This window comes from Mycobacterium cajalii (genome assembly GCF_045809005.2).
Lineage (GTDB): Bacteria > Actinomycetota > Actinomycetes > Mycobacteriales > Mycobacteriaceae > Mycobacterium.
The window spans coordinates 3,810,964-3,824,395 of sequence record NZ_CM141436.1 but is presented as its reverse complement, the minus strand read 5'-3'; the positions used below and the strand labels follow the sequence as shown (position 1 = coordinate 3,824,395).

General features: G+C 64.5%; 12 protein-coding genes. 7 read left to right on the top strand and 5 right to left on the bottom strand.

Annotated features, from left to right (window positions below):
* Positions 1 to 34: 34 nt before the first annotated feature.
* The 5 genes from ACJ512_RS18155 to ACJ512_RS18135 all read right to left on the bottom strand — a co-directional run bounded on the left by ACJ512_RS18155 (position 35) and on the right by ACJ512_RS18135 (position 4,768).
* A complete protein-coding gene (locus tag ACJ512_RS18155; protein WP_461479789.1) occupies positions 35 to 1,432 on the bottom strand; it encodes an IS1380 family transposase in 1,398 nt (465 codons plus the stop codon).
* A gap of 89 nt (positions 1,433 to 1,521) precedes the next feature.
* The gene (locus ACJ512_RS18150) at positions 1,522 to 1,629 is read right to left on the bottom strand and encodes a helix-turn-helix domain-containing protein (protein WP_461480138.1); all 108 of its coding nucleotides are present in this window, start codon (positions 1,627 to 1,629) and stop codon (positions 1,522 to 1,524) included.
* Positions 1,630 to 1,882: 253 nt separating this feature from the next.
* On the bottom strand, positions 1,883 to 2,692 hold the full coding sequence (locus ACJ512_RS18145; RefSeq protein WP_407689736.1) for an ExeA family protein: 810 nt from the start codon (positions 2,690 to 2,692) through the stop codon (positions 1,883 to 1,885).
* Positions 2,689 to 4,095, bottom strand: coding sequence for a DDE-type integrase/transposase/recombinase (locus ACJ512_RS18140; protein ID WP_407689735.1), 1,407 nt, complete (start codon positions 4,093 to 4,095; stop codon positions 2,689 to 2,691). The genes ACJ512_RS18145 and ACJ512_RS18140 overlap by 4 nt, the downstream gene beginning before the upstream one ends.
* Before the next feature lie 46 nt (positions 4,096 to 4,141).
* Positions 4,142 to 4,768 carry a hypothetical protein gene (locus ACJ512_RS18135; RefSeq protein ID WP_407689734.1) on the bottom strand — a complete coding sequence of 209 codons (627 nt, stop codon included), beginning with the start codon at positions 4,766 to 4,768 and terminating at the stop codon, positions 4,142 to 4,144.
* An 82-nt stretch (positions 4,769 to 4,850) separates the two neighbouring features.
* Between ACJ512_RS18135 and ACJ512_RS18130 the strand changes: the two genes are divergently transcribed.
* The 7 genes from ACJ512_RS18130 (at position 4,851) to ACJ512_RS18100 (ending at position 13,417) form a co-directional block, all read left to right on the top strand.
* Positions 4,851 to 4,973 (top strand): hypothetical protein, encoded by a 123-nt coding sequence (locus ACJ512_RS18130; RefSeq protein ID WP_461479788.1) that lies wholly within the window; start codon positions 4,851 to 4,853, stop codon positions 4,971 to 4,973.
* A gap of 1,577 nt (positions 4,974 to 6,550) precedes the next feature.
* Entirely contained in the window at positions 6,551 to 7,384 is an 834-nt protein-coding gene (locus ACJ512_RS18125) for an MlaE family ABC transporter permease (protein WP_085243109.1), read from the top strand.
* Positions 7,381 to 8,235, top strand: a complete 855-nt coding sequence (locus ACJ512_RS18120; RefSeq protein ID WP_085242824.1) for an ABC transporter permease — start codon at positions 7,381 to 7,383, stop codon at positions 8,233 to 8,235. Before ACJ512_RS18125 ends, ACJ512_RS18120 begins: the two co-directional genes overlap by 4 nt.
* Before the next feature lie 5 nt (positions 8,236 to 8,240).
* The gene (locus tag ACJ512_RS18115) at positions 8,241 to 9,713 is read left to right on the top strand and encodes an MCE family protein (protein ID WP_085242823.1); all 1,473 of its coding nucleotides are present in this window, start codon (positions 8,241 to 8,243) and stop codon (positions 9,711 to 9,713) included.
* A gap of 52 nt (positions 9,714 to 9,765) precedes the next feature.
* Positions 9,766 to 10,794 (top strand): MCE family protein, encoded by a 1,029-nt coding sequence (locus tag ACJ512_RS18110; RefSeq protein WP_407688403.1) that lies wholly within the window; start codon positions 9,766 to 9,768, stop codon positions 10,792 to 10,794.
* Positions 10,791 to 12,077 carry an MCE family protein gene (locus tag ACJ512_RS18105; RefSeq protein WP_085243108.1) on the top strand — a complete coding sequence of 429 codons (1,287 nt, stop codon included), beginning with the start codon at positions 10,791 to 10,793 and terminating at the stop codon, positions 12,075 to 12,077. The genes ACJ512_RS18110 and ACJ512_RS18105 overlap by 4 nt, the downstream gene beginning before the upstream one ends.
* A complete protein-coding gene (locus tag ACJ512_RS18100) occupies positions 12,074 to 13,417 on the top strand; it encodes a virulence factor Mce family protein (protein WP_085242821.1) in 1,344 nt (447 codons plus the stop codon). The genes ACJ512_RS18105 and ACJ512_RS18100 overlap by 4 nt, the downstream gene beginning before the upstream one ends.
* Positions 13,418 to 13,432 lie beyond the last annotated feature (15 nt).

Genomic DNA, 13,432 nt, shown 5'->3' with positions numbered 1-13,432 from the left:
GGTCTTTCGGGTCGTCGGGGCGGGTTTGCGGTGGTCAGGGGAAGGCGGCGCGGATGCGTTGCCAGGCGGTTGCGATGGCGCCGGCCCAGCGCCAGGTCGCGTCGATGCGCAGCCGTAGTTGGCGGGCGCTGCGGGTGATGCGGGCCGCGACGTGTAGGACCCGGTAGCGGAAGGCGGTGATCTCGCAGCGGGCCAGCTGCGGGGCGTCGGTGAATCCGATCAGTTGGGCCCAGGCGACCAGATCGGCGGCGGCCAGGACGATTTCGAGCCAGGCGGCGTTGGACTGGAAATCATGACAGGGCAGGTTGGCCAGGCCGGCGGCTTTGGCTTCGCGGATGCGGTCCTCGACGCGGGCGTGTTGGCGGTGGCGCAGTTCCAGACCGGCCAGCTGCCCGGGAACCATCCCCGGTGGGGTGTCGGTGATGAAGGCGGTCACCCGCATGCCGTCGATGTCGGTGAAGCGCAGCTGCGCCCCGGGGTGTGGGCGTTCTTTGCGCAGCACCAGCCGGGTCCCGGCAGGCCAGCTCGACAGCGTGACCAGGCCGGTGGCCTCGGCCACCTGCGCCCCGTCACGGATCTGCCCATCGGAGTCGATCCCCGGATACCAGCCATCGCCGAGGTTGAGGGTGTCCACGGCGTCCTGGACCCGGGCATCGACGGGAAACCCGAAGGAGAACCCGACCCCGTGATCGCGGCAGGCCTGGGCAAACTTGTGGGTGGCTCCGGCGGAATCTGAGCGCACCACCACCGCCGGCGCGGCCGGGTTCTGCGGGCCGGGACGCCAATCTGCCGGCAGCGAATCCAAAGCCTGCTGAAGGACCGTGATGTGATCGGCGGCGGTGTTGGATCCGGCGTTGCCTTTGCGCAGCAGCCCGGCCAGGGCCTCACCGCCGGCGATCTCCGGGCGGTCCAGAAACGCCAGCAGCGGGTGATGGCCGAACGACTTCTTCCACGTCGGCGCCGCCTGCGCCTTGTTGTCGGAATGGTCGATGACCAGCGTGGCGTCGATGTCGATGTACAGCGGCACACCCGCCGGGGGCGCGGCCCCGGCCGCCCAGGCCGCCGCCCGCGCCGATGCCCGCGCGGTGCGAACCTTCGGCAGGTGCGCGGCATCGATGCGATAATCGATCAGCCGCCACATCGTCGTTGTCGAGGCCTTGGCCCCGAACACATGCTCGCGATCCCCACACAACTGGCCGACCCCGTCGATGCAGTCCGCCCCGTCAGCCACCGCCGCGGCAAGATCGGCGAACACCGCACCCGGGGCATAGGTCCACGGCCCCTTGTAAGTATCGGCCAACACCGCCGTGACCTGCGCGGATAACCCGGTCAGATCGGCCAGTTCCCGCAACAGCCCCATCCCGGCGTGCGACACCACCCCGCGACCGTCCGCCGATACTTTCACCCGCCGCGTCACCGCGATACTCTTCACGTGCGAAGTGCCTTCCGCTCGCCATATGGAAACCTAGAGAATTCCCATTATGCGTTGCAGGACAGGCACTTTCGCGCATCAACACACAGCTACGTCGGCATTCCGCGAAAAATCCGGGCTAACAGTGCGTCCTTGTTCGGGAAGTAGTAATACACCGTCGACCGGTGCACACCCGCGCGCCGGGCAATGTCGCCCATGCGAGTACGTACTGGCCCCTTCTCGGCGTAGCAAGCATCGGCTGCGCTCAGCAACCGTTCGCGCGCCTCGTCGTCGTCCGCAGGCGCGTCGGCGCTCCTCGAACTCGCCCGATGTTCTCTGGGGTGAGCGGTGTTGCCCGGCACTCAGGATGAGCATTATGGCGGCGTTGGCGGTGAGGATGTGGGGGTATGAAATGACCCCGCCGGGCGGGGTCCGGCGGGGTCGGTGGTGTTCAGGGTGTCGCGGTGGTGTTCAGTCTGCCGTGACTTCGGCGATGGCTGTGCGGGTGGAGGATTCGTCGACGATGGCCTTGTTGGCGCCAAACGCGGCGACGAGGGCTTGTAGCGCGAGGTTGTTGACCGCGCGGGGGTAGCCGCGGCTGGTTTGGTGGATCAACCCGATGGCGTCGTCGGAGAACAGTGCGTCGTCGCGCCCGGCCAGCTTGAGGTGGTGGTGCAGGTAGCTGGCGGTTTCTTTGTCGGTCATGGGCGCCATCGTGTAGCGCAGCCCGATGCGTTGGTCGAGCGCGGCCAGCACGCCGAGTTTCATCCGCCGCCGCAGGGTGGGCTGGCCGACGAGCAAGCAGGCGAACGGGCTCGACGAATCGAGATCATGGTTGGTGAGCAAGCGGATGGCCTCCAATTGGTCGTGACTTAAAAGGTGCGCCTCCTCGACGACGACGGTGGCTGTACGCCCGCGCTCGGCGTGTTCGGCGGCCAGCGCGTCGGCGGCCTGTGGAGCCAGGGTGGCGTGGTGGGTCAGGGGTTGGCCGCCGAGGGAGGCGACGATGCGGTGGTGGATGCCGCGTACCCCGACGGTGGGGTCGGGCAGGTAGATGATGCTGTGGCGGCTGCGGTCAAGGGCGGCCAGCGCGGCACGCACGGCGACGGTCTTGCCGGCGCCAACTTCGCCGGTGATCACGCCGATGCGCCGTTCGGCGATGCACCAGCCGATGCGGGCGACCGCTTCGTTGTGGGCGGCATGGCGGTGCAGCATGCCCGGGGCCAGGTCGCGGCCGAACGGCATCCGAGAAAAGCCGAAGTAGGAGATCAATTCCATCATCGGGGTGCGACCTCCTGGTCGGTGAGCAGGTCAAGCTGGCCGGGAATCTCCGTGCCGGCCCCGGTGAGGGCGGCGTAGTTGACGCCGCGGGCCAGTTCGGCCGCATGCGCGGTCTCGAGCAGCTGCGCGTAGTCGATACCGGACGGTTGCGGTGGTGTGCTCGGGGTTTCTGGTTTGGCCTTGGGATGGGAGTGGCGGCTGATGTGGTGCGGGATCGCCAGCCCCATCGGCACGCCGGCCAGGCGAACCTCGATGCGGGTCAGGTCGAACGGATCGAACACCAACTCGACCTTGCGCCCGACCAATGCCGGGTCAACCTCATAGGAATTGCCATGTAGTGACACGGTGGCGGTCTTGGTCACGCGCCGGTGCGCCTCCCACAGGAACGCCTCGGTGAGAGCCTCGGGTGCGGGCAGCGCGACCGGCCCAGCGGCTGACCAGCGCTCCAGCGGGGTTTGGCTGGTCTCGGAATGGATCGTGCGGTGGTAGACCGTTTCGGTCCAGGCCGCGAAATGCCGATTCAACTCGTCCAGGTCAGTCACATAGTGGCGGCCGATGGTGTCGGGCTCGCCGGTGATCTCGACCAAAAACTGGTCGCGCACGGTCCTAAAAAACCGCTCTATCTTGCCCCGACCTTCCGGCCGGTATGGTGCCGAATGCACCAGGCGCACACCGAGTTTCGCGCACGCGCGCAGCAGCCATTCATCGACGAATGCCGAGCCGCGGTCAACGTAGATCGCCTTGGGAACACCGCGTGAGGCCAGTGCCGGCCGCAACGCGGCGGCCAGCCGCACCGTGTCCTCGGCATAGCCCCACCGATAGCCCGGCAGCAGCCGGGAATGATCGTCTAAGAACGCGAACAGGTAGGTCTTTCTGAGTTGAATACGTATGCCGTGCAACGCATCCCCGGTCCACAAGTCGTTGGGGTGGGCGGCCTCGAACCGCCCGAACACTGGTGCCGACCCCGTGGCCGCGCCACCGATGAGGCCGAGCCGGTGGAAGTTACGTTGCAGGGTACGTTCGTCGGGTGCCCAGCCCAGCTGGGTCCGCAGGATTCGGCGGATCGCCGCGGCGGTGCGCTGCGGGTTCTCCCGCCGCAGCGCAACCGCCAGCTCCAGCACCTCCTCCGGGGTGCGCGGGGTGCACTGGCGCTGGTTGGGTACCAACGCGTCGAACCCGCCGGCACGCCAGTCCCTGATCCAGCGATCAATGGTCTGGCGGCTGACCCGCACGCGGCGCCCGAACGGGTCGGTGTGCTCGCGCGATGCCAGCTCGCGCACCATCTTGCCGCGTTCCTTGGTGGAGTGCGCCGCATCGGCGGCCTCCCGGATTAGCTGGTACCGGAAAAGCCCGATCGCCCGGGCCCGCTCGGACCGCACCTTCACCTCATCATCGCCGACCACTGGCCGCCTCCTTTGCTGTCTTTCAAACACATGACAGCGCACAGGTTTACGGGGTGATCGGCGTCGGCGGCAGGGTCGGTTCGTGTTGCGCTGCCGGGCCGGGCCAGCCCGGTGTCAACAATCGCCCACCCGACACCGCCACCGCGGTCTCGGCCAGCGACACCTCGGACAGCACGAACCGGCGCCCGATGGCCGCCGCCAGCGCGACGATCGCTGTCATCGCGTCGGCCAACCCGCTGCCGGTCGCCTCAGGCATCACCGGATCGGCATCCACCGCGCGCAGCCACACCGTGAACACCGACCGCACCGCCTCGGCCCGCTCACCGAAGCGACGCAGCCAGCCCCGCACCGTCTCCGCCGGACAGGCCAACTCGGCCGCGATCCGGCGAAACCCCACCCGGCGCACGGCCTTGGCCACCAACGCGGACACGACCACCGCACCCACGTCGGCGCGCCGCAGCAACGCCGTCACCGGCAACAACACGTGGGTGACGCGGCAGTCGGTGCAGCGCGACCGGCGAGGACACAACCACACCGGCCCATCCGCACCGCGCAGCAGTCGCGGCCTGGCCCGCCCCCAACCCGCCAACACCCCACTGCATGCCGGGCACCGCAGCTCACCCGCTGCCAACCTGCGCTCGACTAGATCGACATCCGCCTCTACCGTGACCACTGCGCCTCCCAAGCGCACAGACGGCCCTCCCGCAAGACTCCAGCCAGAGACACCTACCGGGGGGGCCGTCGCCTACAACGACGTGATCACCGTGCCGCCCCGGCACCGCAAGCACCAAACCAGCTACGACCAGCTGACGAGCTACTCATCGTCAACGCCGGATCGCTACCCCGTGGTGCTCAACCTGAATGCCCCCGAACAGTGAGCGGCCACAAGAGCACACTACGGCCTTCGTGGCAGACAGTTGGCGCGATAACAACAAGCCACTGCCTGCAGCTCAACGCTCGATAGCTGCTTTGCCCGTGTGGAGGAGTTCTACGGCGGCTCGCCACCGCGCCACCGGCCGTCCCGGGTCCGCCGCTGCTGACTGATGCAACACGATCGGCAGCGACTGGTACCGGACAACACCTACCACGTGGCGGTGTTAGCAGCAGCCTGGGTCTAGAAGTGGTGGAGGGGCTTGACGATTAGCTGGCAGTGTCAGCTCATCACAGCAGGCAGTTCCCACTGCTCCCAGTTCGCCGCAAGTTAGGCTCCGCTATCACTCAAGCGGCTACCCGGACAACCGGCAATCAGGGCAATGCGGCACGTACACCACCGACGTTATATCCGACCAGTTAACCGGGTGGCAACGATCGAGCAGCGAGTGCGACTCACTGGGTTTCAGTACCGGGCAGACCCCTTGAGATTCTTCAGCAAATACTCCTAAATAATCACCTAATGATACAACCCGATATATAGATAGATAATTTGCTGAGGAAGCTACGGCCGGCGCCTTTCCTGTTCACGGGAGCACCGCCGACCCTCGGAGCAATAAAGCCTAGACGGGCCGACTGGCTAGCCGCGAGCAGCGATTAATTGCCCAGCCTGGTCGGGGCCACGTTGGTAGTTGTGAGGATGCACTAGATAATGAGGTTCGGCGCTCGGAGGAGCCGCGGCCGCACCGACCGATGTCAAGTTCTCAGGCTTGCCGCCGCGCATAAACGCTGTTCACAGCTTCGCCAGTGCATCGACACCGGCCGACGGCTGCTGGGCCCGCGTCGGACTTGTGGGCTGGCGGGCCGTCCAATGCTGCGTCCAACGCCGTTCGGGACCGGGATGTCGGGATCGGACTGCGAGGCATGCCCCACCACCCATTCGGTCTGATTTACGTCGGATCTCTTTATTGCTTTATTTGTATAGGATACACGACAAAGACGAGCCATAGGCGCTACGGGAATTTCCACGAAACGTATTGCTTATCAGTCAATGAATAAATCCAAAAGAGTGGCGCTCACAAATCGCTCTGCGAATGTCGTAGTTTTAATTTATGTGAATCATTTCGTGGCTGAGCGTGCGGAAATAATGCGCACCTCCAGCAACCATCGTAGCCACAGGCGGTCACCCTGAAGTGGCGGCGTAATGCCGCGACGCCCAGAAGGGTTCTACCTGCTCAGTCAGGCGCCACGCGGCTATATCTGCGAGGTCCTGACGTGGACAGCGCTATCTGGCGGTGTGGAGAGGCAATGCCTAAGGGGGGCCCAGGTCGTAGAGATTGCGACATTCACGGTAACATTGTCGGATCTCGCAGCAAATCGAGATAGCTCCACGGATGTCCGCTGGGTCGGTTTGTTAAGAATAGCGATTCCTATGTTGCTTTGCCTCAATCTCATGGTGTAACGTCCCGCTGTGCTGTGGGCCACACATTAGAAGGCGGCACCGGGCCGTCTTTCCGCTGCGGGGAGGATTCATCGGTCGAATGCGGGCTGAGATTAGATACCAACGGGTGTGCTAGTGGTGGAAATGGACACAGTTCCTATTCCTGCGGCCACCGGTGCGCCGGCGCGGGTCGAGGCGCTCCTGGTTGCCAGTCCCTTGGCGGCTTCCGCCGGCAAGCCGCTGCGCGAGGTCGGCAGCTTCTTCGCATTGTCGCTGGACATCCTGGCGCAGATGGCCCGTCCGCCCTTTGCTTGGCGTGAGTTCATCCATCAGGCGTGGTTCGTGGCCCGGGTGTCGGCGGCCCCGGCCGTCTTCTTGGCGATCCCGTTCAACACCCTCGCGATATTCATCACTAACGTCCTGCTTGTTGAAATCGGTGCTGCCGACGCATCGGGAAGTGGCTCTGCGCTGGCCGCCGTGGTGTACATCGGCCCCATCGCGACGGTGCTCGTAGTTGCCGGTACTGGCGCGACCGCGATGTGCGCCGACCTCGGCGCTCGCACGATCCGCGAAGAACTTGACGCCATGCGGGTGATGGGAATCAACCCGGTCCAACGGCTGCTGGTGCCCAGGGTACTTGCGCTCGGGCTCAACGGCTTAGCCCTGAACTCCGTCATGACTATCGTCGGCTTGGTCACCAGCTATGTCTTCTCGGTCTACTTCCAACACGTCAATCCCGGCTCCTACGCAGCGAGCCTGACGCTGCTCGTCGGGCTGACCGACGTGGTCATCGCCTTCGCCAAGTCGATGCTGTTCGGCCTCATTGCCGGTTTCATCGCTTGCTACAAGGGCGTTACCGTAGGTGGCGGTCCGCAAGGTGTCGGCAACGCGGTCAACGAAACCGTGGTGTACACGTTTATGGCGTTGTTCGTGATCAATGTCGTGCTGACCGCGGTCACCGCAAAGGCGACGATGTGAGCGCGCTCCCGGCTGCGCAGCGGCTACCACAGCTGACGAATTTTGTGCGCCGTTTTGTCGACGGATGGAACCGGCTCGGAAGTCAGACCGCTTTCTATGTTAGAGCGCTCGGCTTTGTCTGGGAGGCTATCGTCCGCTACAAGGTGGAGACGCTGCGCCTGATAGCCAATATGAGTCTGGGCGTCGGCGCGCTGGCAATCATCGGCGGCACCGTAGTCATCGTCACTACCTTGACGATGTCAACCGGTGGACTCGTCGGCATCCAGCTGTACCGATCATTGTCCGATGTCGGGGTGCAGGCGTTAAGCGGTTTCGCGTCCGCCTACATCAACACGCGAATCAGCTCGCCGCTGATCGCCGATATCGGACTGGCTGCGACGATCGGCGCGGGTGCCACCGCACAACTGGGCGCTATGCGGATCAACGAGGAGATCGACGCGCTCGAGGTGATGGGCATCCACACGATCACCTACCTGGTCTCAACCCGAGTATTAGCGGGTGTAATTGTCGTGGTTCCGCTGTGGTGTTTGGCGGCACTGTCCGGGTATCTGGCCACGCGCGGCCTTGTTGTTTTCGTCTACGGGCAACCTCCCGGTGTCTATGACCACTACTTCCATACGTACCTGCAACCAACCGATCTCATTTGGTCGCTGCTGCAAGTCATCGCCTCCGCGATAACGGTGATGTTGGTGCACACGTACTACGGATTCAATGCCACGGGCGGGCCGGCCGGCGTCGGTGAGGCAGTCGGTCGTGCCGTGCGCACCTCACTGATCGTCGCGGTGGCGGTGACGTTGGCGGTGGCGCTGGCCGCCTATGGCATTTCCGGCAACTTCCACCTGTCCGGGTAGCGGCAATGAAGAGCAAACGTCGTGAGGCCGGCCTGCATCCGGCGATCTGGACCTTTATCCTTTTGGCCTCCATCGGTGCGCTGACCGTGCTGACGGTCGGGGCATTCAACAGGGACTTCAGGCCCTACGCCCGGGTGACGTTGGCATCTGACCGCGCGGGACTGGTTATGGAACCCGGCGCCAAAGTGAAGTTACGCGGCGTGCAGGTCGGCCGGGTCGCGTCAATTCAGCCGGGCGATCCGGTGAAATTGCAGCTGGAACTGTACCCCGAACAGCTCGAATACATTCCCGCCAACGTCACCGCCGAAATCACCGCCCCCACGGCATTCGGCGCCAAATATGTGGACCTGCTTACCCCCGCGCACCCGAGCCCGCAACGGCTGGCGGCTGGAGCGGTGGTGAAATCGCGCAACGTGGGCGTCGAGGTGAACACAGTGTTCCAGAATCTTGTTGGGGTGTTGAACCAGGTCGACGTCCCCAAACTGAACGCCGTGCTCACTGCGCTTGCCGACGGGTTTCGCGGCAAGGGTGAAGCGATCGGCGAGGCCACCACCGACCTCAACCAGGTCCTGATGGCGATCAATCCGCGCAGCGAGACGGTCCGTGCCGACTACCGCGCCCTCAAAGGGTTCAGCGACACCTACGGAGCGGCCGCAGGCAACATCGTGACGGTGCTGGACGCTGCCAGCACGACAAGCGTCACGATCACCGATAGCGCAAAGCAACTCGACTCGTTGCTGCTTAATGTCAGCGGCCTTTCCCGCGCCGGCACCAACTTGATCGGCCCGAACAAGGACAACCTGGTGCACGGCGCCAACTTGCTGGAGTCCACCTCGCGGCTGCTGATGAAGTACAACCCGGAACTGACCTGCACGCTGGTCGGCGGGAAAAACGCCCTCGATTTCGGCTCTCGGGATTCTTCGGGCGGCGCCAATGGATATTCGGAGATCTTGGACGTCGCGTTGCTGCTGGGCAAGGATGCCTACCGCTACCCGGACAATCTGCCGATCAACGACATCAAGGGCGGCCCCGGCGGCCAGCCAGGATGTGGCTCGTTGCCCGACGTTGCCAAGAACTGGCCGCAGCGCTACCTCGTCACCGACTCGGGGTGGGGCACCGGAATGGATGTGCGACCCAACCCCGGTATCGGCTTCCCCGGCTACGTCGACTATTTGCCAGTCACCAGGGGAACCCCTCAACCGCCCAGCATCCGTCACCCCGGCGGCCCGGCCCCGGGTCCGGTCCCTGGAACGGCTGGATACTCGAGCCCGGCACCCTACGGTGCGCAGCTCTACGCTCCGGACGGAACGCCGCTGTATCCCGGCCTGCCGCCGGCGCCTCCGTCGGGTAGGCCGCGCGAACCCGGCCCCCCGCCGGCGGGTTCCGAACCGTTCGTGCCCTCAGTGCCGTCCGGAGTGCAAGCCACATGCGGAATCCTCAACCAGCCATGCGTACCGCCACCGCCGCCTGCCCCTTGAGCCTTTGACGGCCGACGGTGAGAGTCAACAGAAGCCATAGAGGAAGGCAGATATGCGAGAGAATTTGGCGGGCGCCACCTGGCGCCTCGCCATCTACTTGGTCGTGTGCCTGGTCGGCGCGTTTGCGCTGGTCGCCGTCTTCGGCCAGCTCAGCTTCCAACCGGAGAAGACCTATAAGGCCATTTTTGCGAACGTGTCCGGGCTGGAGGGCGGAAACTTCGTCCGCATCGCCGGGGTCGAGGTCGGCAAGGTCAAAAACATCACCATCCAGCCCGACGCGACCGTGCTCGTGGAATTCTCCGCCGCCGACTCGGTGATGCTCACCGAGGGGACGAGGGCCGCCATCCGCTTTGCTGATCTGATCGGGGGCAGATATGTAGCACTTGAGGAGGGCGCCGGGGGAGTGAAGAGAATTCATCCGGGAGCGACCATCCCGCTGAGCCGCACCGAGCCGGCGCTGGACCTCGACGCGCTGATCGGCGGCTTCCGGCCCCTGTTCCGCGCGCTGGACCCCGATCAAGTGAACAAGCTGACCGGCCAACTGATCGCAGCCTTCCAGGGCCAGGGCGGCACGATCGGTTCATTTCTCGCCCAGGCCGCGGCACTGACCAACACCCTGGCCGACCGGGATCAACTGATCGGTCAAGTCGTCACCAACCTGAACACCCTGCTCGGTTCGCTCAGCGGGCAGAGCAAGCAGTTCGCCAAGGCCGTCGACTCGCTATCTGAACTCGTCGCAGGCCTCAACGCCCGCAAGCAGGACATCAGCAACGGGGTGGCATATGCCAACGCCGCTGCCGGGTCGATCGCCGATTTGCTAGCACACGCCCGCCCGCCGCTGAAAAAGGTTGTGGCTGAGACGGACCGGACCGCCGGAACCGTGCTGAGCGATCGCGATTTCTTCGACAATTACCTCAACACATGGCCCGACGCGTACAAAATTCTGAACAGACAGGGCCTAACCGGCGACTGGTTCACCTTCTATCTGTGCGATGTCGTGCTGAAGGTCAACGGTAAAGGGGGCCAACCGGTGTACATCAAGGTCGCCGGCCAGTCCACCGGAAGGTGCACGCCGCGATGAAAACCTTTTCCGAACGCAACCCGCTCCGCATCGGCGCCATCGGCCTCGGCATCACCGCTGCTGTCATGTTGATATCCCTGAACTACGACAAGCTGCCGTTCTTCAACACGGGCAAAAGTTACTCGGCCTACTTCGCCGAGGCCGGTGGCCTAATCCCCGGCAACGCCGTTCAGGTGTCGGGTTTGCGGGTCGGTCAAGTCTCGGGCGTCGAGCTGGACGGACCCCGGGTGCTGGTTAAGTTCCACGTCGCCGGCAACGTGCGCCTCGGTGACCGCACCGAGGCAGCAATCAAATTGAAGACCCTTCTCGGCAACAAGGTCCTCGAGGTCACCCCACGTGGAGATGGAAAGCTGACCGGCCCGATACCGCTCGACCGGACCAGACCGGCCTATCAATTGCCCGACGCGTTGGGTGACCTCACGACAACCATCAGCGGGTTGAATACCGATCAACTGTCCAACTCGCTGGCCGTGCTGGCCGACACGTTCTCGGACACCCCACCCGACCTCAAGGCCGCGGTGCAGGGGCTGGCGCGATTCTCCCAGACACTAGACGAACGCGACACCCAGCTGCGAAACCTGTTGAGCAACGCTAACAAAGCGACGAAGGTGCTGGCCGAACGCAGCGACGAAGTCGTCAAGCTGATCGCCAACACCAACGCGCTTTTAGTGCAACTGAAAAGCCAGAGCAGCGCGCTAGACCAGATTTCCAACAATCTCTCCGCGGCGGCCCAGCAGGTCAGGGGCTTCATCGCCGAGAACCGCAACACCCTCAAGCCGGCGCTGGACAAGCTCAACGAGGTCCTAGCCATCGTCGACAACCGCAAAGAACGCGTGCAAAAGGCACTCACAGGGCTGAACAGCTTCTCCTTGAGACTCGGTGAAACGGTGTCGTCCACGCCGTTCTACAAAGCGTATGTCGCCAACCTGCTGCCCGGCCAGTTCGTGCAGCCGTTCATCGACGCGGCCTTCTCCGATTTGGGCCTGGACCCGAACGTGCTGCTGCCCTCGCAGCTCACCGACCCGGAGGTCGGCCAGCCGGGCACACCGCCGCTACCGATGCCCTACCCGCGGACCGGTCAGGGCGGGGAACCACGCATGACCATCCCGGATGCCATCACCGGCAACCCCAGCGACCATCCGTGCGGTTTACCCGGGGTGGCGTTGCCCGGCCCTGGCTGCTATCCGTATCGGGAGCCGCCACCCGCACCGCCACCCGGCGGACCGCCGCCAGGGCCTCCCGCGCTTCCGAGTCCGCAGCCGGATCAAGGCGGTGGACAGTGAATTCACGAAACGCCAAGATCGGCTTAGCCGTGGCGCTAGTAGTACTACTGATCGGCGGCATCGTCACGGCGGTGCGGTCGGCCAGCGGCATCGGCCGAACCACTGTCATCGGATATTTCGCGGATAGCACTGGCCTCTACAACGGGGACGACGTTGTCATTCTCGGCGTGCGCGTCGGCAAGGTCGAGAAAATCGAACCGCAGCCCAGCCGCGTCAAGATCACCTTCTGGTACGGCGAGAAGTACAAGGTGCCCGCCGACGCCAAAGCCGTGATCCTGTCGCCGTCCCTGGTGACGCCACGATCCATCCAGTTGACCCCCGCCTACACGGGCGGGGCAGTGATGCGGGCTGGGGCGGTGATCCCGCAGGACCGCACCGCGGTTCCGGTCGAATACGACGACCTGCGCCAGCAGCTCGAGAAACTGACGCAGACACTACAGCCCACCACACCGGGCGGCACCAGCACTTTGGGGGCGTTCATCAACACGGCCGCCGAGAATGTGCGCGGCCAAGGTCCAGACATCCGCGACACCATCATCAAGCTGTCACAGGCGGTATCCGCGATCGGCGACCACAGCAACGACCTGTTCACCACGGTCAAGAACCTGTCGATCCTGGTCTCTGCACTACATGACAGCAGCGACTTGTTGCGACAACTGAACCAGAACCTGGCCGCGGTGACGAACCTGTTGGCCAACGATCCCGACGAGGTCGGAAATGCGGTTCGCAACCTCAACGAGGTGGCCGACGACGTGCGAAACTTTGTGGCCGATAACCGCGAGACGCTGGGGACCACCTCCGACAGGCTGGCGTCGGTGTCACAGGCGCTCAACGCGAGCCTCGACGACATCAAACAGGTTTTGCACGTCGCCCCGACAGCCTTCCAGAACTTCCTCAACATCTACCAACCCGCGCAGGGCGTATTGACCGGCACGTTGGCGGTGAACCAATTCGCCAACCCGATCCAGTTCCTGTGCAGCGCAATAGAAGCGGCCTCGCGCCGGGGCGCCAAAGAGTCAGCGAAACTCTGTGTGCAGTATCTGGCGCCGATCTTTAAGAACCGTCAATATAATTTCCCGCCGCTGGGCGAGAATCTTTTCGTCGGAGCCACGGCGCGCCCCAACGAAATTACCTACAGCGAGGACTGGCTGCGGCCCGATTATGTTCCTCCGGGGCCAGCAGCGCCCGCCCCCGCCAACCCGCCGCCGGCAAACACCCCAGTGCAGGCCTCACCCTCGCCGCTGGCGGCGCAGGCGCCGGCGGCGGCCGCCCAACCGGTGCCGACCAATCCAGCCGACGGCCTGCGCGGGATGATGGCGCCGCACGGAGGTGGGCAGTGAGCCGATCACGGTGCT

What these genes read in the sequence shown, in the direction of transcription:
- ACJ512_RS18145 (WP_407689736.1), bottom strand. Translation starts at nt 2,692, where the DNA reads ATGATGGAATTGATCTCCTACTTCGGCTTTTCTCGGATGCCGTTCGGC.
- ACJ512_RS18150 (WP_461480138.1), bottom strand. Translation starts at nt 1,629, where the DNA reads ATGGGCGACATTGCCCGGCGCGCGGGTGTGCACCGGTCGACGGTGTAT.
- ACJ512_RS18115 (WP_085242823.1), top strand. Translation starts at nt 8,241, where the DNA reads ATGAAGAGCAAACGTCGTGAGGCCGGCCTGCATCCGGCGATCTGGACC.
- ACJ512_RS18105 (WP_085243108.1), top strand. Translation starts at nt 10,791, where the DNA reads ATGAAAACCTTTTCCGAACGCAACCCGCTCCGCATCGGCGCCATCGGC.
- ACJ512_RS18110 (WP_407688403.1), top strand. Translation starts at nt 9,766, where the DNA reads ATGCGAGAGAATTTGGCGGGCGCCACCTGGCGCCTCGCCATCTACTTG.
- ACJ512_RS18125 (WP_085243109.1), top strand. Translation starts at nt 6,551, where the DNA reads ATGGACACAGTTCCTATTCCTGCGGCCACCGGTGCGCCGGCGCGGGTC.